Here is a 24,088-nt window from a genome sequence, read left to right as displayed (position 1 = left end):
TCAAGATGTTTGTTGAGCAAGAATGGATTTTAAAACGTGCTGCATTAACGCCTCATCACATCGCCTTGATTAATTTAGCGTCAGAGGAACAATGGACCTACCAGCAATTATCCGAGGAAATCGGCAAATGGAGTCAATTTTTCGAGCGTCAGCAGCTACAAAAAGGAAGTAGAGTCGCTGTTTTTGCGAAAAATCATATCCAATTGTTTGCTGTTTTATTTGCCTGTGGGCTACGTGGGCTCATTTATGTGCCGTTAAATTGGCGCTTAAGCAAGGAGGAGCTAACACAAATTTTGGAGGATGCGACCCCTGCTATCCTATTATACGAAGAGGATAGTCATTGTCCTTTAGTTTTAGAAAAGATGTTTTCACTTCATGTGAGCCAACATGAGAAGGAGATACAACCAAGTAGGCAAGACGTGGCTGTGGATGATCCGTGGCTAATGATTTATACAGGAGGTACGACAGGTCGTCCAAAGGGGGTTGTGCTATCCTTTCAGTCGGTCAATTGGAATGCCATGAATACGATCATTAGCTGGGGTTTACATGCTCAAGATCGCACATTAAATTATATGCCAATGTTTCATACTGGTGGCTTGAATGCTTTATGTATTCCCTTACTTATGGCGGGAGGAACCGTCATTATTGGCGATAAGTTTGATGCAGAAGAGGCACTACAAGTAACGAACCGATATCAAACGACCATTTCCCTTTTTGTGCCAACGATGTATCAAGCGATGATTGCGACGAAGTATTTTCAGGAAAATCAATTTCCTTCGATGAAGGTATTTTTATCTGGTGGTGCTCCATGCCCTCATCCTATATACGATGCCTTTCATAATAAGGGATTATTTTTTAAAGAAGGATATGGCTTAACAGAAGCAGGGCCAAATAATTTTTACATTGCCCGGGAGCATGCCTATGCGAAAAAAGGCGCTGTCGGGAAAAGCATGCAATTCAATGAAGCTAAAATTGTTAATTTTGCGGGACAAAGCTGTGCACCCCGTGAAGTAGGAGAGCTATTGGTAAGAGGGAAGCATATGTTTCGCTTTTACTGGAATAACAAACAAGAAACCGCTAATATCCTCCAAGACGGCTGGCTGAAAACAGGAGATTTAGCCATGATGGATGAGGATGGCGATTTTTATATTGTAGGGCGTCGAAAAGAAATGATTATCTCGGGTGGTGAAAATATCTATCCTCAGGAAGTAGAGCAATGTATACTACGGCATCCAGATGTGCGGGAGGTAGCTGTGATTGGTGTAGGTGATGACTATTGGGGTGAGATCGTGACAGCTTTTATTGTCTGTCCTCACCAAGTAGCTTCCATACTAGATGATCTTAACGAGCTATGTCATCAACAATTAGGACGTTATAAGATTCCCAAACAAATGATTTTCATAGACGAATTACCAAAAACAAGCGTTGGTAAAATCGATAAAAAGGCATTGTATAGGCTTGTCGACTCATCTACCTGTTAAGTATGATGATGAGCAGGAAGACACGTTCATCTTGCGAAATAGAAACGAGAGAGGGACACATAAATGGCCCACGCATTAGTGATTGGTGGAACAGGGATGTTAGCTGACATATCTCTTTGGTTAGTGAATAAAGACTATCATGTGTCAATAATTGGACGTAGTGCCCATCGAATGGAAGACTTGCGAAATAGAACAACCAAACCTTCTCTTCTAACGTCGATTTTAGTTGATTATTGTGATATCACCTTATTAAAAGAGAAACTAGAAGAAACGATCGCACATAATGGACCCATTGAATTGGTCATTGCGTGGATTCATTCCTATGCTGACACGACACTAGAGAACATATCCAGTGTAATTTCCAATTGGAATAGCGGAAAATGGAAACTGTTTCATGTGTTGGGGAGTAAGGTAAATTTAAGTGAAGTCCAAGAGAAATTGAAGCTGCTTGATCGTACGCAATACAGGCAAATCCAGTTAGGTTTTATGATGGAAAAAGGTCATTCGAGATGGCTTACGCATGAAGAAATATCGCAAGGTGTCGTTGCTGCTATTCAACATGATCTGCCTGTTCATATCGTTGGCACGCTACAATCTTGGGAAAAGCGACCGCTATAACTACCTAACCTTCGTCTAACTAGATGGACGAAGGTTTTTACTTATGTCCATTATCAGTTTTTTTAGCGAAATTCGGATGTCTACATAATGGTGAGGGATATTTAGGTTTGTGTGAAAAACATCAGAATCAACCGTCTTTTTTACATCTTAAATTTTTCTTAGTATAACAAAATCATTTCTATATAACTCATCCTTATTTAATCACATCTCTTCCCATCAGACCGACATATCAGTAAAATAGAGTAGGTTAGGGGGATTACATGTGAAAGATCAACGCTTTAAAATAGCGCATCGAGAGGCGCTTATCGGGATTGGACTCGTCCTTGTCAACTTTGCGATTTGGTTTGGCTTTGCCTATGGACTAGGCTCAGGGGACCCAAGAAATTATACGTATGTCTTTGGTTTTCCAGCTTGGTTTTTCTATAGCTGTATCGCAGGGACAGGCTTTATGATCCTTCTTATCTGGATTGTGATGAAACTCTTTTTCAAAGAGGTACCATTTGATGATGAGGAGGTGGATCGCTAATGCATTGGCAAGTTGTATTTCCATTGCTATTATTTTTAATTATTATATTTGGAATTGGTATTTGGGCCAATAAGCATGTCCGCTCTTCTAATTCATTCCTACAGGAGTATTTCCTTGGTGGTCGCGAAATGGGTGGTTTTATCCTTGCGATGACGATGATCGCTACATACGGCAGTGCGAGTAGTTTTATCGGAGGACCGGGTGTGGCCTATACAAAAGGACTTGGGTGGGTATTACTGGCAATGGCTCAGCTACCTGCAGGTTATTTTGTGCTGATGATTTTAGGGAAAAAATTCGCCATTATCGCTCGTCGTTACCAGGCCATTACGTTAATCGACTTTTTACGAGAGCGCTACAAAAGCCATGTCATTGTCATTTTGTCAGCCATTAGTATCATTGTCTTTTTATTTTCGGCTATGATGGCCCAATGGGTTGGGGGTGCACGCTTAATTGAGTCTTTAACTGGCTTAAGCTACACAGCGGCACTGTTTATTTTTGCGATTTCCGTGTTAGTGTATGTCATTATCGGTGGTTTCCGAGCAGTAGCGTTAACCGATACGGTCCAAGGTTCAATTATGGTGATTGGTACGATTATTTTATTAATCGGAACCATTGTGGCAGGTGGAGGCATCGACAATATAATGGCCTCACTGGTCGCTGAAAATCCTGACTTTGTGTCACCATTTGGCGCACAAGGAGACTTAACGCCTTTGTATGTCTCGACATTTTGGATTCTCATCGGTGTAGGGGTTGTAGGACTTCCGCAAATTGCCGTTCGTGCGATGAGCTACAAGGATTCAAAAAGTATGCATCAAGCGATCATTATTGGCACGATTGCCATAGGGACAATCATGTTTGGCATGCATTTAATTGGTGTGTTAGCCCGACCTGTCTTACCTGGCATTGAGATTGGTGATAAGGTAATGCCACTTCTGACATTAAAAGTACTACCGCCATTTTTAGCAGGAATCGTCTTAGCTGCACCAATGGCCGCTACAATGTCAACGGTTAATGCTTTACTAATGCTTGTCAGCTCCACGGTTGTCAAAGATATTTATTTAAATTACATGAAGCCGAAAGCTAGTGATGCAGAGATTAAACGGGCAAGCTTTATTGTGACAACGGTCATTGGCTTAGCGGTTGTCATCTTTGCACTCAATCCACCTGATTTATTAGTGTGGTTGAACTTATTTGCCTTCGGTGGGCTAGAGGCTGTCTTTATTTGGACAGTAGTTTTAGGATTATATTGGAAAAAAGCGAATAAATACGGAGCGATTGCATCGATGATTTCAGGCATGTTGTTGTACATTATGATTGATCGATTCTACCCTTCTGTATTTGGTATGCATACAGTCACAATACCAATCGTCGCATCCTTCATTATTTTTGTGCTTGTCAGTTTGACGACTAGTCATAAATTTAAAAACGAAAAACTTATGATCTAACTCAAAAACGCCACAGATATGAAATTCTGTGGCGTTTATTGTTTTAATGCATCATAAAATCATAGGCATTTTTTGCAAGTAGTGTCATCGTGACTACAATAAAAAGCGTGCGGACAAAGCCGCTTCCTTTCCTGATCGCCATGCGCGAGCCAAGCATAGCCCCACCAATTTGCGCAATGCCCATTACTAAACCATAGACATAATGAATTTGACCTAAGTAAGCAAACATACAAACGCCGGCCACATTACTCGCCAAATTTAAAAACTTCGCATTACCAGCCGCCTTTAAAAAATCAAAGCCTACCAGTAGGAAGCTAAAAATTAAAAAGGAGCCTGTTCCAGGACCAAGAAATCCATCATAAAAACCAATAGCAAATAATAACAGCATAAATAAAAATAAATGCGTTTTAGATAGTTTTTTTACAGTAGCGACAGCGCCCCAATCCTTTTTAAAGATCGTATATATCCCAACAGCCGCCAGCATAACAAGCATTAAGGGCTTTAGTAATGCTGGGTTGATTAGATGTACAGTCCATGCACCACCTAAAGATCCAATAAATGCTAGAGGAAAATATTTGAGGACAGAGCGAATGTCCAGCTGGCCAGAACGGTAGAAGGAAATCGAGGATGTGAGCGAGCCCATTGCTCCTGCTAGTTTATTCGTTGCAACAGCTGCGGCTGGATTTAGGCCAACAAACAGTAAAGCAGGTAATGAAATTAAACCGCCTCCTCCCACTACTGAGTCGACAAAAGCCGCCAGAAATCCAAATGAAATTAACAGTATAAGAATATGTACATCGACTTCAAAAAACATATTACACCTCTTTTAAATTAGTTACTACTGAAATAGTAACTAATTTTATTTGCGCTGTAAACCCTCATTTTTTCATTGGCAAATCTTCACAAAAGTAGCCTATAATAAAGATAATGGAGGGATTACATGGAGGAATTAATCGCCCAGTTGAAAGAAATGGGTTTTACAGAATATGAAGCAAAGGCCTATACGGCACTTGTTCAGCAAAGTCATGTCAGTGCCTATCAGGTTAGTAAAAATTCTGGCATACCACGTGCAAGAGTGTATGATATTTTAAATATTCTTGTAGATAAGGGCATTGTGTTAAAAGAAGAGACCGCAGAACAAACAACCTATGCGGCAATGCCAGTGTCTGTGTTTTTACAGCAAATGCAACAACGCTGGGAGTCAAATTTTACATCTATGCGAGGGAAATTAGAGAAACTAGAGGAAAAAGTGCAAGAAGCGGAGCCTAAAGTGGTCATGCTAAAGGGCAAGGAATCCATCATTAACTATTGTCAGTCACTTCTAAAGAAAGCGAAGAAAAAGGTGATGCTGTCAATGTGGGAGGATATGTATGATGCGCTACGAGAAGAGTTGCAAGAGGTGGCCCAGCATGTTCCTGTCCATGGCATTACCTTGTATGTGGGGGAGCATTTAGCCTCGATTGACCAGCATAGAGCCACACACTATACAAAAAAACCGTCTACACCGCATTGGTTTATCTTATCGATAGATGGTCAGGAAATGATTTATGGTCACTCTCCATCCACGCAAGAGACGGCTTTTATCACCAATGATCCTGTCCATATTTATTTATTAGAGGATTATATTTGGCATGATGTGCTCATCAATCGTCTGGTAAAACGGGATGATCAGGAGTTAGAAGACTGGATTGCTAAGGAGCGAAAAGCTTTCTTCTTGGAATAGTCGTATAAGGGAAGGGGAGTAACGTGAAAAAGATCGTGTTGCTAGGTTTAATGAGTTTACTAATGTTAGGAGCATGTAACGCTACACCAGCTGCTGATCCACTAGCGATTCATGAGCTAACTGTTGTCCCCGACAATATCCAAAAAAATATTGTTTCTAATGACAGAATACAACTATTGCATGAAAATAATGCTTCATATTACCTCGTCTATTATTCAAAGGGGAATGTGTTGGCAAGTATTACGGCTGAGGGAAATAGGCTTATCATCCAGCTAGAAGAAGGCAGCGAGCAAAGGAAAGAGGCTCAGCCCTATGTTTTTCAAATCAACGTCAAGAATCCTGAGCTTGATACCATTGATTTGCGAATAAATGGCCAGAGTACACCAATCAATCGCATGACCATAATGTGAAAAAAGAAACCGAAATCCCTCTAGATGAGATTTCGGTTTCTTTGCATGATGTCTAATAAAAGACTTTGTCTACATTGTATTTAGAGCGGAAAGTATTAATCGCATATGTTTCGTAAATTTCACGTTCCATTGGATCTTCTACTTCATAGACTTCAATTTTGAACACTTCATCACGATGGTTTTTCATCGGAGATACATTGTCCTCGAAATGTTTTTTTATACGTTGACGAATTTTACGTGCTTTCCCAACAAACAATAGCTCATTCTTGTCATTATAGAATAAGAAAATGCCGCCTTTATCACGTGTGATTTTATGGAAGTCAATAAAACCGAAGTAAGGTGTGATTTCCACATCACCTGGTTTTAAATCTTGTTCACGTTGACGGATTACTAGATCTGGTTTTGGAAATTCAATTTTAATCAAACTATTCACGTTCCTCTCTCTTACTAAAAGTATATGGTAACATAATTACGGCATGTTTACCATAAATTTTAAATGTAGAAACACCACATATAGCAAGCTTAGTGTACATCAAATGAGCAAGGAACATGCACATGAATCACAAAATATTCTATGAATTATTGATATTCTAACTAGTTCATGTTACAATTCAAGATAATTAAATAATCTTATCAAGAGAAGCTGAGGGATTTGGCCCGATGACGCTTCAGCAACCTCTAACAATTGTTAGAAAGGTGCTAATTCCAGCAAAGGATTTTTTCCTTTGAGAGATAAGAGTGGACGTGAAAAAATCCTTCTCATTCTATCTCGTATGGAATGAGGAGGATTTTTTAATTTAGTTGCATTCTTTGCAAGCAAGGTTTGCTAAAAAAAGAGAGTGATTATAGAGAGGGGAAAGCAAGATGCCAATTAATATTCCGAAAAATTTACCAGCTGGAGAACATTTACGTGAGGAAAAAATCTTCGTCATGGAAGAGGATCGAGCGAAAACACAGCAAATCCGTCCATTAAATATATTAATACTAAATTTAATGCCTGAAAAAGAAAAAACAGAGCTTCAATTACTACGTTTATTAGGGAATACACCACTGCAGGTGAATATTACCTTTTTAAATACGGCCACACATGAGTCGAAAAATGTGAGTAAATCTCATTTGCAGCTATTTTACACAACGTTCAACCAAATTCGTCACCGACGCTATGATGGCATGATTATTACTGGGGCACCTGTAGAAAAAATGGCATTTGAAGATGTCAACTATTGGCAGGAAATTTCAGAAATTATGGATTGGTCTAAAAAGAATGTGACATCCGTGCTACATATATGTTGGGGGGCACAGGCTGCATTGTATCACCATTATGGCATTGGAAAGGTCGAGCTTGCTGCTAAATGCTCAGGCGTCTATTCCCATGTAATTACAGATTTAACGGTGGATTTAGTGCGCGGCTTTAGCGATTTATTTACTGCGCCTCATTCTCGCTATACATCTGTTTCCATTGACGAGGTTCGCAATCATCCAGACCTACGATTATTATCCTATTCAGAGGATGCAGGGGTATTCATCGTACAATCAAAAGATAATAAAAATATTATGATTACGGGGCATCTGGAGTATGATGCGACAACACTAGCCGATGAATATAGCCGTGATGTGGCGAAGGGCATAGATATCGATGTTCCTGTGAATTACTTCCCGAATGATGATCCGAAACAAGAGCCGATGAATACATGGCGTGCCCATACGCATTTATTATTCTCTAACTGGTTGAACTACTATGTCTACCAAGAAACACCATACGAATGGGATTTTGTAGATGAAATCGAATATCATATCTAATTAATAAAAAGTCTAATTTCTTTTCTAAACGTAGAAGAAATTAGACTTTTTGATTTTCCTTCGTTGTATCCTGTTGGGGTGTTTCGGTATTTTGAGCCTTAGATTTACGATTTCGAATAACTGCCACAATCAACAAAAGTATGGGTAATAAAATGGTGAAGATAAAGGAAAAGATAGGCCAAATTTCATTATTATAATTAGTAGAATGCACAATATCTGGATGAACAATTTGAGAAAGTCCAATGATAATGATGCCCATCGGTAAAATAAGCGGACGATGATCCTTGATCTTCAAAATTTGGGCAAGGCCAACAACGGTCGTATAGAAATACATAAATGTGCGAATATAAATAGACGAAATCCACATAAATGCCATAATAATTTCAATACGCTGCAAAAAATTCCCTATGGATATTCTTTGCGCTAAGGCATAGCTGGGAAATGTCCTAGATGCTGTGTTTTCAGGCCCTAAGACAAGAATCGATAGGACAATCAACGTAATTAAGACGACACCACCAAGGATGGTCCCAATATATAGCCCTTTCTGTGCAGATGGCTGTACATTGACGCCAGCGGGATATAGCATCAATAACACGAGTAATGGAAAGGAAAAGATACTCATAAAGCGTGCAATACTATAAAACATAGATGTTTTGGTTGCTTCTAGTAGAGGCTGAATATTCTCAAATGTAATTTGAGGGGTAATACAAACGACGAAAAAAATAAAGATAAAGATAAACAACGGAAAGAGAATTTCTGCTGAACGGGCAAACGTCTCTATCCCTAGATACGCGGCATACATAATAATGATACTGAACAGTAGGGCGAATGCTAATGTCGGTGTTTCTGGCATAACTTCGGTTTTCATAAAAATACCAATAAAATAAAGTAACTCTCCAGTGGAGAAAAAGGTGAGAATGAGAAAGCAAATGGCTGTGATTTTCCCAAAAAAACGACCAAGAATTTTTTCATTCGCCTCTATAAAATTAAGAGAGGGTGTTTGATTGGCAAGTGTTAAGAATAACTTTATGACCAGTAAACTAAGCACAACACCAATGCTTGCTGCAACCCAAGCATCTTGCTTAGCAGCGCCCGTAATACTTGAAGGGATAATTAAAATTGCTGTACCGATAGAATAGAGGAAGGTAACGATTGTAAACTGTCTTGAACTAATGATCTCTTTTTCCATCTAGCTACCCTCCGTTTCTCAGTCCATCTTTTTATTTTGTGAATGACACAATGTAATCCTTAATTGGTGTGAAGATAAAGGTAATTAAATCTAATGGGCTTGGAATATGGACTTTCAGGGCAATGGCCATATTTAAAGCAGTTCCAATGAGTAGCAAAAAGGAGAAGACAATAATGGTTTTTTTATCCTGTTGCTTTTTGAACTTTGGAATAAATAGAAGTGCAACGATGATTGAGATGATCAAGATAGCTACAGCTAGCACCATTTCATTACTCCTCCTTTGGCTTGTTTAATAATGAATTTTGCATCGTACCCAATCCTTGTGTTGTTACCTTCACGTGAACAGCCACTGGCAAATCGGGAAAGAGGGAAGCCCACTCATCCTTGATTTTTCCCCACTGCTTTGCATCTGCACGATGTAGGGCATCACCAAAACCAAAAACATCGATTTCATATTGCTGTTGCATTATCTCTAATGTTTTTTCAATGCGTTCATCGATACCCTGGGCTGTTTTTTTATTAACGTAATCAATCGATTTATTTTTGGTGAGATTGATATCACATTCGACCTCTCCAACATTCTGCTCAACATTAATATGAACATCGATTTTCGGCTTCCCATTTTTAAATGACCCTTTCACTTTTGTAGTGGATTGGGTGATTTCCGTAGATAAAGTCCCTTTATTAGGACAGGCGATGATTTCAATCGTACTTTGAATTTTGTCGTTAAGAAAGCTAATGCCTTTGCTTTCACCCTCGGATAGCAGCCCCATATATTTATCCCCTTTAAAGACTGCTAAGCCCGCATATTGTAACAGCACAGGTGTTTTAACACGTTGCACATTTGTTTGATCTACCCCTAATTTCTTATCGCCATGAACTTCAATAGCAGAAATTAACGCCCCTTTATGCTTGTTGCTTAATGTATTGACTAATTCATCAATATTAACTGCTATTGTGGAGCCCCAAGCTCTCTCAGAGACATCGAGGGAATTTAACATTTTATTAGCTGGAACCTTTTCGATGGGTGTTAATACATTTAATACTTCCTTCGCTGTCGCTTCATGAGACATAATGACATCGAAATCCTTACGAAATTCATGGTCCCTTACAATTAAATCGAGTGCATCACTGATTCCTTCTTTCGCGAGATCTTCTCCTAAAACAACCACTTGAAGATGGGCAAAATAAGGCTTTCGTGCAGCAAGGGTCGTCATTTTTCGAATGGCCTCAAAGATGGTTTCGCCTCTAGAATGATAGCTAACAACAGGAGAGCGCTGAGTGGAAGCTTGTCGCACTGAAACTTCACTAGGATCGACAATTTGAACCGTAATTTCATATTCTTCGTCTATTTTGTCAATGCCCAGTGCTACGACAATGGCTAGTTCATTTAATTCACGCTTACTCCAGCAACCACTTAACAGTAAAGTGAGGATACATAGTAAGCAAATCCATTTTATTTTTGCCATATTCCATTCCTCATTTATCCAGTAGTTATTTCCTTCCTTTTACATTGACATAGTTATGGCCTCTAACAATATTTTTTTGATTGACTAAACGAGGTCGTGTAAGTAACTTTCTACGCGGAAACAGCACAAAGGCATCCTTCTGATCCTGTAATATTAACGGTGCAAAAGGGCTTAAATAAGGTACACCAAATGATCGAATGCTACATAAATGAAGAATAATGACCATAATGCCAAACATGACACCAAATAAACCAAACATAGCAGCTAAAATCATTAATGGAAAACGTAGCACACGAATGGTATTCGATAAGCCATAGGCAGGGAATAGGAAGCTACAAATCGCCGTTAAGGCCACAATAATGACCATTACAGCCGAAACAACGCCTGCATCAACTGCTGCCTGACCAATAACTAATGTCCCTACAATGGACACAGCTGGCCCGATTGTTCTAGGCATCCGTAGCCCAGCTTCCCTTAGTACCTCAAAGGCAATCTCCATAATAAGGGCTTCGACAACAGCAGGGAAGGGTACACCTTCTCTTTGCGATGCAATACTAATCAACATAGGTGTTGGTAGCATTTCTTGGTGAAAGGTGGTAATTGCAACATACAAAGACGGTGCTACTAACGCTAGACTGATACCAAAAAAACGCAAGATACGTACAAGTGAGCTAATCATCCAATGCTGATAATAATCTTCTGCTGATTGTAAAAAGGATGTAAATAACGCTGGTACAACTAAAACAAAAGGTGTGCCATCAACGAGAATCGCCACTTTGCCATCTAATAATTCACCTGCGATGACATCAGGACGTTCGGAGTTGTAGATGGTTGGAAACATAGAATTTTTTGAATCCTGAATAAAATCCTCTATATAGCCGCTTTCCAGTATGCCGTCGATATTAATGCGGTCTAATCGAGCTAATACCTCTGCGACAATTTTGTCACTGGCGATGCCATTTATATACATCACCGCCACATCTGTTTGTGTCACATCACCGATAACGCGTGACTTTATCCAGAGATTGGGACTTTTTATTTTGCGACGGATGAGCGCAGTATTGGTACGTATGGTTTCGGTAAAGGATTCCCTCGGTCCACGAATAACAGATTCAGTCGATGGCTCTGTGACAGCTCGATCCTTGGCACTTCTGGTACTTGTCACAATCCCCTCAGCAAAACCGTCTAATAAAATAACCGTTTCACCATTGAGGATAGCATTGTAAAGTGTTGTAAAATGCTCGATATTCGTCACATCGCCTACCGTTAGATAGGAATTCCGTACATATTGGTTAATCGTTGTTATCTCAATATCTTGTTCTTCTTCAATATTTGCCATCAGTTTATCGATAACAGAATCAGAAATAGTGGTTTTATCCGATAAGCCATCGATGGAAATAATAGCGAGGTTATGGGGAACCGCTTCTCCAATCGTAATTTCGCGTATGATAATATCATTACTATGCCCTAGTGACTGTTGAATGATTTTTATATTTTTAGATAGGGAAGTATACAACAAATCGTTCGTTGTATGGGATGGGGAGGTCTCGATATTGTTGGACATGGACATATGTTTTCCTCCTCAAATGGACGTTCATTATCATTAGAGTGGACAATTTTTTTGAGAGATAAACGAAAAGGGGATGAAAAATTAGCTAATTGCGGTTAAATCACGTACTGTGCAACAATCGTATGCGAGTTTTTCAAGTTGTCTCGGAAAATTGTTCTGTACTAAATAAAAAAACAGTCTATCCTTTCATGGGCTGAAAGGATAGACTTGTTTTATGTACGATAGTCGTATTGTAATTCATCTTTACTTGTATCAACGTCAACATGTAAATTGTGATCGTTAAAGAACCAAAGATCTTTCTCGTCAATGTAATAGATGACGTCATCTATTACTGTCTGCACACCTATGGCAATGGGTTCCTCACGTGTCATGCCGAGTGAAAAGCCTTCATGAAACGGACTAGAGCCACCGTAGCGTGCATAAAAGCGAATTGTATCGCCAGGTTCAACTTCCATTTCATGTTTGAACCATTGTAGGGCTTCATCTGTCAATGCAATGTTCATTTCAAATGCTCCTCTCTTCCTACAGCCATTTTACCTTTGGTTCGGTGCCGTTTTTAATACGTGCAATATTGGCACGGTGGCGATAAACAATAAAGGTAAATAAAAAGGCTACCAAGATGCCTAATGCAAAGTCACCTGTAATAAAATAATAAACGATTGCATAAATAAGCGCTACTAAAGCGGCTATCATCGATGTTAAGCTAACGATTTTTGTGATTTTTAATGTCACAATAAAGGTAATAAATAGTAGGACAAAGAGAGGCCAAGAATAGCCTAATAATACACCCGCAGAAGTTGCCACGGCTTTCCCACCTCGGAAGTTGGCGAAGATCGGAAACATATGACCGATCACAGCGACAAGACCAAGTAATAAAGAATGAAGTGTACTGTCAGAGAAAACGGGAAGTGTCACGAGTAAGACAGCGGCTGTCCCTTTTAAGACATCCATCACCGTAACAACAATACCTGCCTTCTTCCCTAACGTTCGAAAAGTATTGGTCGCACCAAGATTACCGCTCCCGTGTTCACGAATATCGGTATTATAAAAAATTTTGCCTATCCATAATCCAGAAGGTATAGAGCCGATTAGATAAGCACATAAAATAATAAGTCCATTGATCATAGCTGGACTCCTTTCATTCATAGTCCATCACTTGGTACTAATAGTTTGTAACAAGTATTTTACACTTTTTCTTGCTAATCTACAATGATATGAAGGAGATTTCATACGAAGCCTTGAATTCAATACAAAAGAGAATCTATTAGCGAGGGCTAGGCTTTTAGACATAAGTTTGTACGAAGTGAAAAAACCTTTTTAAAAATATAGGCAAAAAGGCAATTTTGTCAATCGCTCATTCCTTTGGTAGAATAGAAGTCTAACTTTATCCAGTTTCATCACAAGGTACGTAGTAGTGCTTCTATCTGCAAGCAACACAAATTTATTTTGCAACTATATAGGCTTCGATGCGTCCAATGTTGATGGAAGCTAGAAGCAGTCTGTCTTGCTTAAATACCAATTTTAAGCAACTGTTGAAGATGTTTACTATTTAGAAATATGATCAAAACTGTGAGCAAATTATTAAAATTATTGGACCTGTCGCTAGCTATTGACAGGAAATGCTATTATTATTAGGATGAGAACATAAATAGAACATGTGTTTGTTTTTGGAGGGGAATTTTTTTGACGAATAAACAGTCAACTAGCGTCTATAATGATGACGCTATACAAGTATTGGAAGGATTAGAAGCGGTGCGCAAACGACCTGGCATGTATATCGGTTCGACGGATGGCCGTGGACTTCATCACCTTGTGTATGAAATCGTAGATAATGCGGTGGATGAAGCACTGGCTGGCTTTGGATCTCATATTATTGTCACAATTCATAAAGATCAAAGTATGAGTGTGCGCGACTTTGGCCGTGGGATGCCAACCGGTATGCATAAAATGGGCAAACCGACACCAGAAATTATTTTTACGGTGTTACACGCTGGCGGTAAATTTGGTCAAGGTGGCTATAAAACAAGTGGTGGTTTACATGGTGTTGGTTCTTCTGTTGTGAATGCGCTCTCAACATTTTTAGAGGTGACGATTCATCGTGATGGCAAAAAATATCGTCAGCGCTTTGAGCACGGGGGACAGCCTGTCACAACGCTTGAAAATATTGGTCAAACCAAGCAAACAGGAACACTTGTCCATTTCCTACCAGATGAAACGATCTTCTCTGTCACAAAATTCAATTATGATACGTTAGCAGAACGATTACGTGAATCAGCCTTTTTATTAAAGGGTTTAAAAATTGAATTAATCGATGAGCGCGAGGAAGGCAAAAATGATGTGTTCTTTTATGAGAATGGCATTGAAGCTTTCGTTGCGTATTTGAATGAGGAAAAAGATGTCCTTCATCCAGTGAAATATGTAGAAGGTATACAAGATGATATAGAAGTAGAGTTCGCTTTCCAGTATAACGATGGTTATTCGGAAACGATCTTATCATTTGTTAATAATGTTCGTACACGTGATGGTGGTACACATGAAACGGGTGCAAAAGCAGCATTGACACGTGTTTTTAATGAATATGCAAGAAAAATTGGCTTGTTAAAGGACAAGGATAAAAACCTTGAGGGGACAGATATTCGTGAGGGCTTAGCGGCCATTGTGTCTGTTCGTATCCCAGAGCACTTACTACAATTTGAAGGTCAAACAAAGGGCAAGCTTGGTACAAGTGAGGCTCGTTCTGCAGTGGATAGTGTGGTGTCTGAGCAAATTTTGTATGTGCTAGAGGAAAATGCGGAGTTATCGGCTTCCCTTGTCCGTAAAGCGATTCGTGCGCAGCAAGTACGTGAAGCGGCTCGTAAAGCGCGTGAGGATGCACGAAATGGGAAGAAAAACAAAAAGGGTAGTACGATTCTATCAGGAAAATTAACGCCAGCTCAGTCACGCAATGCGTCAAAAAATGAGCTGTATTTAGTCGAGGGTGATTCTGCAGGAGGTTCTGCCAAACAAGGCCGTGATCGTACATTCCAAGCGATTCTGCCATTGCGCGGGAAAGTAATCAACACAGAAAAAGCCAAGCTACAGGACATTATGAAAAACGAAGAAATTTCAACGATTATCCATGCGATTGGGGCAGGTGTTGGAACGGATTTTGCGGTGGAGGATTCCGCCTACGATAAAGTAGTGATCATGACCGATGCGGATACGGACGGGGCACATATTCAAGTCTTGCTATTAACATTCTTCTATCGTTATATGCGTCCACTGATTGAAGCAGGAAAAGTCTATATCGCGTTACCGCCGCTTTATAAAGTCTCGAGGGGTACTGGGAAAAAAGAAGTCATTGAATATGCTTGGACAGAAAGTGATTTACAAAAGGCCATCAAAAAGGTTGGAAAGGGTTACATATTACAGCGCTATAAAGGTCTTGGTGAGATGAATGCAGACCAACTATGGGACACAACGATGAACCCTGAAACACGGACGTTGATTCGTGTCACAATCGAGGATGGTGCACGTGCAGAGAGACGTGTCACGACGTTAATGGGCGATAAGGTAGAACCACGTCGTAAGTGGATCGAAGCCAATGTAGACTTCGGTATGGAGGATGATTCTAACATTTTAGAGAATGAATTCATCCAACAAGAGGAGGACCAAGCATGAGTAGTACAGAAAAGTTTCAAGATTTACCGTTAGAAGAAGTGATGGGTGACCGTTTTGGTCGCTATAGTAAATATATTATTCAAGACCGCGCGTTGCCTGATGCACGTGACGGTCTTAAACCAGTACAGCGCCGTATTTTATATGCGATGTTTACAGAAGGCAATACAAACGATAAACCGTTCCGTAAATCCGCAAAAACAGTGGGTAACGTAATCGGTAACTATCATCCGCACGGCGATAGCTCTGTGTATGAGGCGATGGTCCGTATGAGTCAGGACTGGAAGGCACGTCATATGCTCATTGAGATGCACGGGAACAATGGCTCGGTCGATGGCGATCCACCAGCTGCGATGCGTTATACAGAGGCGAGACTATCTGCTATTGCCGCTGAAATGCTACGAGATATTGGCAAGAAAACGGTCGAGTTTGTGCCAAATTTTGATGACCAGGATATGGAGCCAACCGTTTTACCAGCACGTTTTCCAAACCTATTAGTCAACGGCTCTACAGGGATTTCCGCTGGTTATGCGACGGATATTCCGCCACATGCCTTAGATGAAGTACTGGATGCTGTGTTGATGCGCTTAGACAAGCCTAATGTTAGTGTAGATGAATTGATGACGGTGATTAAAGGGCCAGATTTCCCAACTGGTGGTATCATTCAAGGTGTGGATGGCATCAAAAAGGCGTATGAAACAGGTCGTGGCAAAATCATTGTCCGAGCCCAAGCAGTTGTCGAACCAATCAAGGGTGGTAAAGAGCAAATTGTTATCACGGAGTTACCATACGATGTAAATAAAGCGAATCTTGTGAAAAAAATTGATGAGCAACGTGTAGATAAACGACTAGAAGGTATTGCGGAAATTCGAGATGAATCAGACCGTACAGGCTTACGTGTCGTGATTGAGCTGAAAAAAGATGTACCAGGGCAAGGGATTTTACAGTACTTGTTTAAAACAACGGATTTACAGGTAGCTTATAATTTTAATATGATTGCCATCCACAATCGTCGCCCAACGATGATGACATTGCCATTATTGCTGGATGCGTATATTGCCCATCAAAAAGAAGTAGTGACAAACCGCTCCATTTACGATTTACAAAAGGCAAAGGACCGTTCTCATATTGTAGAAGGCTTAATTAAAGCCCTTTCCATTTTAGATGAAGTGATTGCGACGATTCGTTCTTCTAATGATAAGAAGGATGCGAAGCTTAATTTACAAGCGAAGTTTGATTTTACAGAGGTACAAGCAGAGGCCATTGTGAGCCTACAATTATACCGTTTAACGAATACGGATATTACAGAGCTTCGTCTGGAACAGGACGAGTTAAATAAGTTAATTGCAAAGCTTGAGGGTATTTTACAAAGTGAAGCTAAGCTAGTACGTGTTATTAAACAAGAGTTGCTAGACATTAAGAAACGCTTTACAGAGCCACGTCGCTCGAAGATTGAGCAGGAAATTGAAGAAATTAAAATTACATTAGATGTCCTTGTGCCAAGTGAAGAGGTTGTCGTGACAGTGACGAAGGACGGTTATATTAAACGTACATCGACACGTTCTCATGCCGCTTCAAATGGGCAAGATTTTGCCATGAAGGATTCGGATTATTTATTGTATGAAGCAAACTTAAATACACAGCACCATCTATTACTGTTCACAAATCGTGGCAATTATATTTATCAGCCTGTTCATGAGCTTCCTGACATACGCTGGAAGGACCTGGGCCAGCATATTTCCAGTATTGTCCCAACAGGGGAAGATGAATCGATTATTGCGGTTTATGGCTTTGAAACATTTGAACAGCCAAATATGTATGTCTTCACAGCCACAAAAGATGGTCAAATTAAGCGCTCACCACTCGCAGACTATGCGGTAACACGTTATTCAAAGCCAATTAAAACGATGAACGTCAAGGCTGGTGATGCGATGATCTATGCATCGTTTGTGACGGATGATGTAGAACTGATGCTAACAACGGATACAGCCTATGCGATTCGTTTCCCGATGGAGGAACTACCCGTTACAGGTGTGAAAACAGGCGGTGTGAAAGGGATCACGCTAAAAGATGGAGAAGCCTTAGTTGGTGTCAATGTGCTACAGCCTGATGTTACACAATATGTAGTGATTGTGACACAGCGTGGAGCCGTGAAGAAAATGAATGTCGCTGAAGTTGAAGTAGCAAGTCGTGCAAAACGTGGACTAAAAGTATTAACAGAGTTAAAAGCAAATCCTCACCGAATTGTGGCAGTTATTCAAGCGACAGACGAGGAGCAGGTTGTGATTGAAACCGAAAAAGGCGTTCAAGAGGTGATTGCTGTACAAGCATTGTCTCGTGCAGATCGCCATTCCAACGGTTCGTTTAAAGTGGATATTGCAACAGATGGGGCGATTTCCCATGTATTAACAGTCAAAAAAGAACAGAAACCTAGCTAATATCATGCCCAGTCTCTTAGGAGAACTGGGCTTTTGTCTTGAATGCAATCGCTATTCAAAAATAGCAGCTTGTCATTTAAGTGTAACTATGGGTATAATAATCATCGAAAAGTTCATAGCGAAAGAATGTAGGGGGGCTAGTAGTTGCTAGCTGAGATTGTGTCCGATAGACGCTGACCCTTTGAACCTGATTTGGCTCGTACCAGCGTAGGGAACATCTATTCAAAAAAGCAAAGTTTTGAAGAATGATTGTAATACGTCTGGGAGGAATCCTAGGCGTTTTTTTATGTTTTCAGGCAGTAGTTTGAAAACCTTGTATACGCTTTCTTCTGGTGACAACATTCATTCATGAACACTTTCATATTACAAACTGGGAGGCTTTCGCATGAAAAAATGGTTATTTATTCTATTGGCAGCACTTTTGACTTTAGTGGGCTGTAGTGAAAAAGAGGACAAGCAGGCAACTGACAAGCTGAAAAAGGTGTCTGTGGTACTGGATTGGACACCGAATACGAATCATACAGGTCTGTATGTCGCAAAAAAACTCGGTTATTTTGAGGAACAGGGCTTAGATGTTGAGATAATTATGCCTGGTGAGGCGGGCGCAGATCAGCTTGTTGCTTCTGGAAAGGCAGAGTTTGGCGTGAGCTATCAGGAAGGCATTACACAGGCGCGTGTACAAGATGTGCCGCTGGTCTCTATCGCAGCGATTATTCAGCATAATACATCTGGCTTTGCTTCTATTGCATCAAAAGGCATTACATCGCCAAAGGATTTTGAAGGTAAAACTTATGGTGGTTGGGGTGCGCCATTAGAGCAAGCCGTTCTCCAATCATTAATGCAAACAGAAAAGGCAGATATCAATAAGTTAGATATCGTCAATGCAGGGGATTTAGATTTCTTCACAATGATGGAAAAAGACATTGATTTTGCTTGGATTTATTATGCATGGACTGGGATTGAAGCTGAGCTACGTGGGGAAAAGATTAATATGCTGTATCTAACGGATTATAGTGATCAATTGGATTACTATACACCTGTTCTAGCTACGAATGAAAAAATGCTACAGGACAACCCTGATGTTGTCAAAGCCTTTGTTGCAGCTACATCAAAAGGCTATGAATACGCAATAGAAAACCCAAGTGAAGCAGCTGATATGTTAATCGAAGCGGCTCCTGATTTAGATAAAGAGCTAGTGCATAAAAGTCAGGAATGGCTGGCAGATAAATATCAGGATGATGCCAAGCAATGGGGAGAGCAAAAGCTTTCTGTGTGGGAAAACTATGCAAAATGGATGTCTAGCAATCATGTACTAGAGGGCGAGTTTGATGCGAAACAAGCCTTTACAAATGATTTCTTACCTAAAAAGGAGGCCAATTAACATGGCAAATTCATTAATCAGTGTGCAAATCATACCAAAGACAGAGAAATATGAAGATGTTATCCCTTATGTGGATGCAGCGATTGCTGTGATCGATGCTTCTGGCGTGAAATATGAGGTACATCCATTGGAAACAACGATGGAAGGCGAGCTTTCTACATTGCTCCAAATCATTGAAAAAATGAATGAGAAGATGATCGAGCTTGGTGCCATTAATGTTATTACACAAGTGAAAATTTTATATCAGCCAAAGGGTATTACGATGGATACATTAACGGAGAAATATCAGTAATGAAACGTGCATTGCAAAAGGGAAGGACGATAATTTTTATCGCCTTCCTCTTATTCATATGGGAACTAATCGTGCATTTTGCTGAAGTTCCACATTGGTTATTACCTGCGCCAAGTAGTATTTTGTGGGAAGCCTTTCAGTCGTATCAAACCTTTCTACCACATGTATTCGCTACGGTGCAATTAGCCTTACTAGGTCTGGCCATTGGCATTGCTTGTGGTCTAACGGTGTCGATTGTGTTGCATCGTTTTACATTCATTCGGGAGTTGTTTTATCCAATTCTTATTATGTCGCAAAATGTTCCCATTCTTGTCTTGGCACCATTGCTTATTATTTGGTTTGGCTTTGGCTTATTACCGAAGCTCATTATTATTTGCCTCGTGTGCTTTTTCCCAATTGTCATTGCAGCGATGGATGGATTTAGGCAAACGGCCCCTGAATTAAAGCATTATTTTGCCATGATCGGTGCTACCAAGGCACAAACCTTTTGGAAGCTGGAATGGCCTCATGCCTATCCAGCCATTTTCTCAGGCGTTAAAATTGCTGCTACATATAGTGTGATGGGGGCTGTGATTGCGGAGTGGCTAGGTGCAAAAAAGGGTATTGGTGTTTACATGACCTTAGCTCAGTCCTCCTTCCGAACAGATCGTGTATTTGTGGCAATTTTTGCGATTGTTCTCTTGAGCTTACTATTGTTTAGCGGTATTCGTTTGATTGAAAAATTCATGGTGAAGGGGAGAGGCTATCATGCTCAGCATTCAAAACATCGCTAAATCCTTCGATGCACTAAAAGTCCTTGATCAACTTTCATTTGACGTAAGGGATGGTGAGTTTGTGGCCATTGTGGGTCCCTCAGGCAGTGGTAAGAGCACACTTTTTCAATTAATTGGTGGTGTTTCTTCAATTGATCAAGGAGCCATTTTATTAAATGAAGAGGATATCCAGCAAAAAAGAGGAACGATTGGCTATATGCCACAGCAACCTTGCCTATTACCTTGGCGTACGATTTTAGAAAATGTCACGATTGTAGAGGAATTACAGCATAAACCTGATGTGGAACGTGCCAAGGAATGGCTAGAAAAGGTTGGTCTTGCCTCCTTTATCCATGCCTATCCGAACGAACTGTCAGGAGGCATGCAGCAGCGTGTATCGTTCATTCGTGCAATGGTTAGTGATAAACCGATTTTATGCTTAGACGAACCATTTTCTGCGTTGGATGAATTTACAAGACTGGAAATGCAGGCATGGCTTTTATCCATCTGGGAAGAGTATCGTAAATCAATCCTATTTGTTACACATAGTATTGAGGAAGCTCTCTTTTTAGCGGATCGTATACTTGTCTTAACCAAACGTCCAGCAACTGTTAAAAAGGAAATCATCGTGCCCTTTGAGAGACCACGGAAAGAGGAGATTCGACATTCCGCAGCGTTCACAGCGTTAAAGCAACAGCTATTTACGTATTTACAAGAAGAAAAGGGTGATATGTATGTTGATTGATGCGCATATTCATTTGGAACAGTATAACGATGAGGAAATTCCATTATTGTTGGAAGAGGTTGATGCTGTGATTGCGATTAGCATGCAGCTATCCTCGTGTGAAAGAACGTTGCGTTTATCGAACAGCTATCAGCAAGTAAAGGCTGCTTTTGGCTTCCATCCTGAACAGCCTTTACTAAGTCCAAGCGATGAGGCAGCTTTATTCGATTGGATTCGTACGCATCAGGATGAGATGGTTGCTATTGGTGAGGTGGGTCTACCTTATTATTTAAGGCAAGAGCAAGCGATTGATGACCGTCCTTATGTGGCGTTATTAGAGCGTTTTGTTGTATTGGCGAAGGAACTTGATAAGCCGATTGTATTACACGCTGTATATGAGGACGCTAGTGTTGTGTGTGATTTGCTGGAAAAGCATCAGCTGCGTCAAGCTCATTTTCATTGGTTTAAAGGAGATGAAGCTGTTGTGAAGCGCATGATCGAGCGTGGTTATTTTATTTCCATTACGCCAGATTGTTTGTATGAAGAGGAGATTCAACAGTTAATTCATGCTTATCCGATTGAACTGATGATGGTGGAAACGGATGGTCCTTGGCCGTTTGAAGGACCGTTTACGAACAAGCGTACATCGCCATGGATGATGCATTCTACGATTGAGGTGATTGCCTCTATCAAAGGACTGTCAATACAGGAAGCGGCCAAAATCATTACGCAAAACACGAAAGCCTTCTATCGGCTTTAAAAGAAAAAGCAGTATAGGGTACGAGTTAATCGTCCTTATACTGCTTTTTATATTTTGTATAATCATGCTCCAATTTTTCGTTCTTTGTTTTCGTTAGGCGTTCATGTGTACTGAAAGCGATAGATTGTCGATTTTTTTCAACATCTTTACCGACTGTGCGTTTTATGTGCATCCGCTTCTTTTTAGCGTTAGACTGTGACACGAGCATAACCTCCAATTCATTATTTAATTCTATAGTAGCGAATAGGGAAGAAAAAGTAAAACCTCGTAAGCAAGATACTTACGAGGCTGTCGAGTGTATTAGTGAGATACGTCCTGTACAGAAATACCTGTGTTAGCTTTAACGTCAACTTCACGATATTTCGCATCATCTGTTTCTTTAGAAAGTAATGTGCCAATGAAACCACCAAGGAAACCAAGTGGTACAGAGATTAAGGCTGGGTTCGTTAACATAATTAATGGATCACCAACGAAAATTGCCTTACCTTCAACTGGATTCCACACGTTAGGTGACATAGCAACTAATACTAATGCAGAGATTAAACCTGTTAACATCGCAGTAACAGCACCTGCTGTATTAAAGCGTTTCCAATAGATTGTGTAAATGATTACTGGAAGGTTTGCAGAACCTGCAATACAGAATGCTAAAGATACTAAGAATGCAACGTTTAATGTTTGTGCACCAAGTGCTAATAGGATAGAAATAACAGCGATTGTAATCGAACCGATACGAGCTGCAAGAACTTGCTCTTTTTCTGTAATTTTACCCTTTTTGATAATTTGTCCATAAATATCATGTGATAGGGCAGATGCACCAGATAGTACAAGACCTGCTACTACCGCTAAAATTGTTGCGAATGCTACGGCACAAACGAATGAGAATAGAATGTCGCCACCAAGTGCTTCTGCAAGTAGTGGGGCAGCCATGTTACCAGCAGCGTTTGCTGCGATAATATCTTCTTTCCCAACGAATGCTGCTGCACCGAAGCCTAAGAAAATTGTTAGAACGTAGAAGATACCTACGATCCAAGTAGCCCAAATAACAGATGAACGAGCTGTTTTTGCGTCTTTTACTGTGAAGAAACGCATTAAGATATGTGGAAGACCCGCAGTACCTAATACTAACGCAATTAACATAGAGATTGTATCAAGTCCATTTGTATATTTAAGACCTGGGTTTAAATAAGCAGCGCCACTTTCAGTAACAGTTGTCATTTCTTTAAACATTGTAGCAATACTGAAGCCGAACTCTTTTAATACTAAGAATGAAATAATAACTGTACCTAACATTAAAAGACAAGCTTTAATAATTTGTACCCAAGATGTTGCTGTCATACCACCGAATAGCACGTAAGTTGTCATCATGAAACCTACGATTAATACGGCGATCCAATAGTCGATTCCTAAAAGTAATTGAATAAGTGCTCCTGCACCAACTAGTTGTGCAATCATGTAGAATAAAACAATTGTAATAGTGCTTAAAGCAGCTGTTCCACGAACTTTTGCGTTATTAAAACGCGCTGTAATCATATCAGCTAAAGTAAATTTCCCAAGGTTACGTAACGGCTCAGCAACAATATATAATACCACTAAGTAAGCTACCAAATAACCAATAGAGAAGAAGAATCCATCAAATCCAAATAATGCTACAGCACCAGCGATACCTAAGAAGGATGCTGCTGATAAGTAGTCACCTGCGATAGCTAGTCCATTTTGCCAGCCTGTTAAGCCACCACCAGCAGTGTAGAAATCACTTGCTGAAGATGTACGTTTAGATGCCCACCATGTAATAACTAATGTTAAACCAACAATGCCTACGAAGAAGAATATGGCTGTAAAACTCATTCCGTTAC

The 24,088-nt window shown here is 40.2% G+C and carries 24 protein-coding genes and 2 riboswitches; of the genes, 14 read left to right on the top strand and 10 right to left on the bottom strand.

The features are described 5' to 3' along the window. Positions 1-5: 5 nt before the first annotated feature. From MHB40_RS13010 to panF, 4 genes are all read left to right on the top strand, one after another. The gene (locus MHB40_RS13010) at positions 6-1,481 is read left to right on the top strand and encodes an AMP-binding protein (RefSeq protein WP_342440618.1); all 1,476 of its coding nucleotides are present in this window, start codon (positions 6-8) and stop codon (positions 1,479-1,481) included. Positions 1,482-1,544: 63 nt separating this feature from the next. Beyond that, on the top strand, positions 1,545-2,099 hold the full coding sequence (locus MHB40_RS13005; RefSeq protein ID WP_342440617.1) for a short-chain dehydrogenase: 555 nt from the start codon (positions 1,545-1,547) through the stop codon (positions 2,097-2,099). A 262-nt stretch (positions 2,100-2,361) separates the two neighbouring features. Continuing rightward, complete coding sequence (locus MHB40_RS13000; RefSeq protein WP_004227902.1) at positions 2,362-2,625, top strand: YhdT family protein; 264 nt, start codon at positions 2,362-2,364, stop codon at positions 2,623-2,625. Continuing rightward, positions 2,625-4,070 carry a sodium/pantothenate symporter gene (gene panF, locus MHB40_RS12995; RefSeq protein ID WP_205443709.1) on the top strand — a complete coding sequence of 482 codons (1,446 nt, stop codon included), beginning with the start codon at positions 2,625-2,627 and terminating at the stop codon, positions 4,068-4,070. The genes MHB40_RS13000 and panF overlap by 1 nt, the downstream gene beginning before the upstream one ends. Before the next feature lie 43 nt (positions 4,071-4,113). On the opposite strand, the gene MHB40_RS12990 is transcribed toward panF, so the two are convergent. Further along, on the bottom strand, positions 4,114-4,884 hold the full coding sequence (locus MHB40_RS12990; RefSeq protein ID WP_342440616.1) for a TSUP family transporter: 771 nt from the start codon (positions 4,882-4,884) through the stop codon (positions 4,114-4,116). Between the two features lie 126 nt (positions 4,885-5,010). On the opposite strand from MHB40_RS12990, the gene MHB40_RS12985 reads away from it, so the two are divergent. Further along, on the top strand, positions 5,011-5,793 hold the full coding sequence (locus tag MHB40_RS12985) for a helix-turn-helix domain-containing protein (protein WP_342440615.1): 783 nt from the start codon (positions 5,011-5,013) through the stop codon (positions 5,791-5,793). A 23-nt stretch (positions 5,794-5,816) separates the two neighbouring features. Next, positions 5,817-6,203 (top strand): hypothetical protein, encoded by a 387-nt coding sequence (locus tag MHB40_RS12980; protein ID WP_342440614.1) that lies wholly within the window; start codon positions 5,817-5,819, stop codon positions 6,201-6,203. A 52-nt stretch (positions 6,204-6,255) separates the two neighbouring features. Here MHB40_RS12980 and MHB40_RS12975 read toward each other — a convergent pair whose 3' ends face one another. Next, positions 6,256-6,627 carry a nucleotide excision repair endonuclease gene (locus tag MHB40_RS12975; protein WP_205447536.1) on the bottom strand — a complete coding sequence of 124 codons (372 nt, stop codon included), beginning with the start codon at positions 6,625-6,627 and terminating at the stop codon, positions 6,256-6,258. A gap of 203 nt (positions 6,628-6,830) precedes the next feature. Beyond that, positions 6,831-6,942: riboswitch (SAM riboswitch) on the top strand. 125 nt (positions 6,943-7,067) lie between these two features. Between MHB40_RS12975 and metA the strand changes: the two genes are divergently transcribed. Next, complete coding sequence (metA, locus tag MHB40_RS12970; RefSeq protein ID WP_205443704.1) at positions 7,068-8,003, top strand: homoserine O-succinyltransferase; 936 nt, start codon at positions 7,068-7,070, stop codon at positions 8,001-8,003. A gap of 40 nt (positions 8,004-8,043) precedes the next feature. Here the strand turns inward: metA and MHB40_RS12965 are convergent, their stop codons facing one another. The 6 genes from MHB40_RS12965 to plsY all read right to left on the bottom strand — a co-directional run bounded on the left by MHB40_RS12965 (position 8,044) and on the right by plsY (position 13,356). Then, complete coding sequence (locus tag MHB40_RS12965; RefSeq protein WP_342440601.1) at positions 8,044-9,192, bottom strand: endospore germination permease; 1,149 nt, start codon at positions 9,190-9,192, stop codon at positions 8,044-8,046. A 31-nt stretch (positions 9,193-9,223) separates the two neighbouring features. Beyond that, the gene (locus MHB40_RS12960; protein WP_342440600.1) at positions 9,224-9,457 is read right to left on the bottom strand and encodes a hypothetical protein; all 234 of its coding nucleotides are present in this window, start codon (positions 9,455-9,457) and stop codon (positions 9,224-9,226) included. 4 nt (positions 9,458-9,461) lie between these two features. Next, positions 9,462-10,661 (bottom strand): Ger(x)C family spore germination protein, encoded by a 1,200-nt coding sequence (locus MHB40_RS12955; protein WP_342440599.1) that lies wholly within the window; start codon positions 10,659-10,661, stop codon positions 9,462-9,464. 25 nt (positions 10,662-10,686) lie between these two features. Beyond that, the gene (locus tag MHB40_RS12950; RefSeq protein ID WP_342440598.1) at positions 10,687-12,231 is read right to left on the bottom strand and encodes a spore germination protein; all 1,545 of its coding nucleotides are present in this window, start codon (positions 12,229-12,231) and stop codon (positions 10,687-10,689) included. Positions 12,232-12,443: 212 nt separating this feature from the next. After that, positions 12,444-12,734: a HesB/YadR/YfhF family protein gene (locus tag MHB40_RS12945; protein WP_205443699.1), complete on the bottom strand. Its 291-nt coding sequence runs from the start codon at positions 12,732-12,734 to the stop codon at positions 12,444-12,446. A gap of 19 nt (positions 12,735-12,753) precedes the next feature. Beyond that, a complete protein-coding gene (plsY, locus tag MHB40_RS12940; RefSeq protein WP_205443698.1) occupies positions 12,754-13,356 on the bottom strand; it encodes a glycerol-3-phosphate 1-O-acyltransferase PlsY in 603 nt (200 codons plus the stop codon). A 558-nt stretch (positions 13,357-13,914) separates the two neighbouring features. Between plsY and parE the strand changes: the two genes are divergently transcribed. The 7 genes from parE to MHB40_RS12905 all read left to right on the top strand — a co-directional run bounded on the left by parE (position 13,915) and on the right by MHB40_RS12905 (position 22,235). Next, positions 13,915-15,891, top strand: a complete 1,977-nt coding sequence (gene parE / locus MHB40_RS12935; RefSeq protein WP_205443697.1) for a DNA topoisomerase IV subunit B — start codon at positions 13,915-13,917, stop codon at positions 15,889-15,891. Then, positions 15,888-18,326 carry a DNA topoisomerase IV subunit A gene (gene parC, locus MHB40_RS12930; RefSeq protein WP_342532456.1) on the top strand — a complete coding sequence of 813 codons (2,439 nt, stop codon included), beginning with the start codon at positions 15,888-15,890 and terminating at the stop codon, positions 18,324-18,326. Before parE ends, parC begins: the two co-directional genes overlap by 4 nt. A 120-nt stretch (positions 18,327-18,446) precedes the next feature. Beyond that, a riboswitch (TPP riboswitch) is annotated at positions 18,447-18,557 on the top strand. Positions 18,558-18,711: 154 nt separating this feature from the next. Then, the gene (locus tag MHB40_RS12925; protein ID WP_342532455.1) at positions 18,712-19,707 is read left to right on the top strand and encodes an ABC transporter substrate-binding protein; all 996 of its coding nucleotides are present in this window, start codon (positions 18,712-18,714) and stop codon (positions 19,705-19,707) included. Position 19,708: 1 nt separating this feature from the next. Beyond that, positions 19,709-19,999 (top strand): thiamine-binding protein, encoded by a 291-nt coding sequence (locus tag MHB40_RS12920; RefSeq protein WP_205443692.1) that lies wholly within the window; start codon positions 19,709-19,711, stop codon positions 19,997-19,999. After that, positions 19,999-20,772 (top strand): ABC transporter permease, encoded by a 774-nt coding sequence (locus MHB40_RS12915; RefSeq protein WP_342532454.1) that lies wholly within the window; start codon positions 19,999-20,001, stop codon positions 20,770-20,772. Before MHB40_RS12920 ends, MHB40_RS12915 begins: the two co-directional genes overlap by 1 nt. Beyond that, the gene (locus MHB40_RS12910; RefSeq protein WP_342532453.1) at positions 20,747-21,496 is read left to right on the top strand and encodes an ABC transporter ATP-binding protein; all 750 of its coding nucleotides are present in this window, start codon (positions 20,747-20,749) and stop codon (positions 21,494-21,496) included. Before MHB40_RS12915 ends, MHB40_RS12910 begins: the two co-directional genes overlap by 26 nt. Beyond that, positions 21,486-22,235 carry a TatD family hydrolase gene (locus tag MHB40_RS12905; protein ID WP_342532452.1) on the top strand — a complete coding sequence of 250 codons (750 nt, stop codon included), beginning with the start codon at positions 21,486-21,488 and terminating at the stop codon, positions 22,233-22,235. Before MHB40_RS12910 ends, MHB40_RS12905 begins: the two co-directional genes overlap by 11 nt. A 25-nt stretch (positions 22,236-22,260) precedes the next feature. Here MHB40_RS12905 and MHB40_RS12900 read toward each other — a convergent pair whose 3' ends face one another. Both MHB40_RS12900 and MHB40_RS12895 read right to left on the bottom strand, forming a co-directional pair. Further along, positions 22,261-22,443, bottom strand: a complete 183-nt coding sequence (locus MHB40_RS12900) for a hypothetical protein (protein ID WP_342532451.1) — start codon at positions 22,441-22,443, stop codon at positions 22,261-22,263. A 92-nt stretch (positions 22,444-22,535) separates the two neighbouring features. Further along, complete coding sequence (locus MHB40_RS12895) at positions 22,536-24,080, bottom strand: sodium/solute symporter (protein WP_342443738.1); 1,545 nt, start codon at positions 24,078-24,080, stop codon at positions 22,536-22,538. Positions 24,081-24,088: the final 8 nt, after the last annotated feature.

The organism is Lysinibacillus sp. FSL K6-0057 (assembly GCF_038630885.1).
Lineage (GTDB): Bacteria > Bacillota > Bacilli > Bacillales_A > Planococcaceae > Lysinibacillus > Lysinibacillus fusiformis_F.
The sequence above is the reverse complement of the archived record's forward strand: the minus strand, read 5'-3'. Positions and strand labels throughout refer to the sequence as shown.

Bases quoted from the DNA above. Each gene is read 5' to 3' on its own strand.
- parC (WP_342532456.1), top strand. From the start codon at position 15,888: ATGAGTAGTACAGAAAAGTTTCAAGATTTACCGTTAGAAGAAGTGATG.
- MHB40_RS12950 (WP_342440598.1), bottom strand. From the start codon at position 12,231: ATGTCCATGTCCAACAATATCGAGACCTCCCCATCCCATACAACGAAC.
- MHB40_RS13005 (WP_342440617.1), top strand. From the start codon at position 1,545: ATGGCCCACGCATTAGTGATTGGTGGAACAGGGATGTTAGCTGACATA.
- MHB40_RS12900 (WP_342532451.1), bottom strand. From the start codon at position 22,443: ATGCTCGTGTCACAGTCTAACGCTAAAAAGAAGCGGATGCACATAAAA.
- plsY (WP_205443698.1), bottom strand. From the start codon at position 13,356: ATGATCAATGGACTTATTATTTTATGTGCTTATCTAATCGGCTCTATA.
- MHB40_RS12985 (WP_342440615.1), top strand. From the start codon at position 5,011: ATGGAGGAATTAATCGCCCAGTTGAAAGAAATGGGTTTTACAGAATAT.
- MHB40_RS12920 (WP_205443692.1), top strand. From the start codon at position 19,709: ATGGCAAATTCATTAATCAGTGTGCAAATCATACCAAAGACAGAGAAA.
- metA (WP_205443704.1), top strand. From the start codon at position 7,068: ATGCCAATTAATATTCCGAAAAATTTACCAGCTGGAGAACATTTACGT.
- panF (WP_205443709.1), top strand. From the start codon at position 2,625: ATGCATTGGCAAGTTGTATTTCCATTGCTATTATTTTTAATTATTATA.
- MHB40_RS12955 (WP_342440599.1), bottom strand. From the start codon at position 10,661: ATGGCAAAAATAAAATGGATTTGCTTACTATGTATCCTCACTTTACTG.
- MHB40_RS12965 (WP_342440601.1), bottom strand. From the start codon at position 9,192: ATGGAAAAAGAGATCATTAGTTCAAGACAGTTTACAATCGTTACCTTC.
- MHB40_RS12895 (WP_342443738.1), bottom strand. From the start codon at position 24,080: ATGAGTTTTACAGCCATATTCTTCTTCGTAGGCATTGTTGGTTTAACA.
- MHB40_RS12915 (WP_342532454.1), top strand. From the start codon at position 19,999: ATGAAACGTGCATTGCAAAAGGGAAGGACGATAATTTTTATCGCCTTC.
- MHB40_RS12990 (WP_342440616.1), bottom strand. From the start codon at position 4,884: ATGTTTTTTGAAGTCGATGTACATATTCTTATACTGTTAATTTCATTT.
- MHB40_RS12945 (WP_205443699.1), bottom strand. From the start codon at position 12,734: ATGAACATTGCATTGACAGATGAAGCCCTACAATGGTTCAAACATGAA.
- MHB40_RS12910 (WP_342532453.1), top strand. From the start codon at position 20,747: ATGCTCAGCATTCAAAACATCGCTAAATCCTTCGATGCACTAAAAGTC.
- MHB40_RS13010 (WP_342440618.1), top strand. From the start codon at position 6: ATGTTTGTTGAGCAAGAATGGATTTTAAAACGTGCTGCATTAACGCCT.
- MHB40_RS12960 (WP_342440600.1), bottom strand. From the start codon at position 9,457: ATGGTGCTAGCTGTAGCTATCTTGATCATCTCAATCATCGTTGCACTT.
- MHB40_RS12905 (WP_342532452.1), top strand. From the start codon at position 21,486: ATGTTGATTGATGCGCATATTCATTTGGAACAGTATAACGATGAGGAA.
- MHB40_RS12925 (WP_342532455.1), top strand. From the start codon at position 18,712: ATGAAAAAATGGTTATTTATTCTATTGGCAGCACTTTTGACTTTAGTG.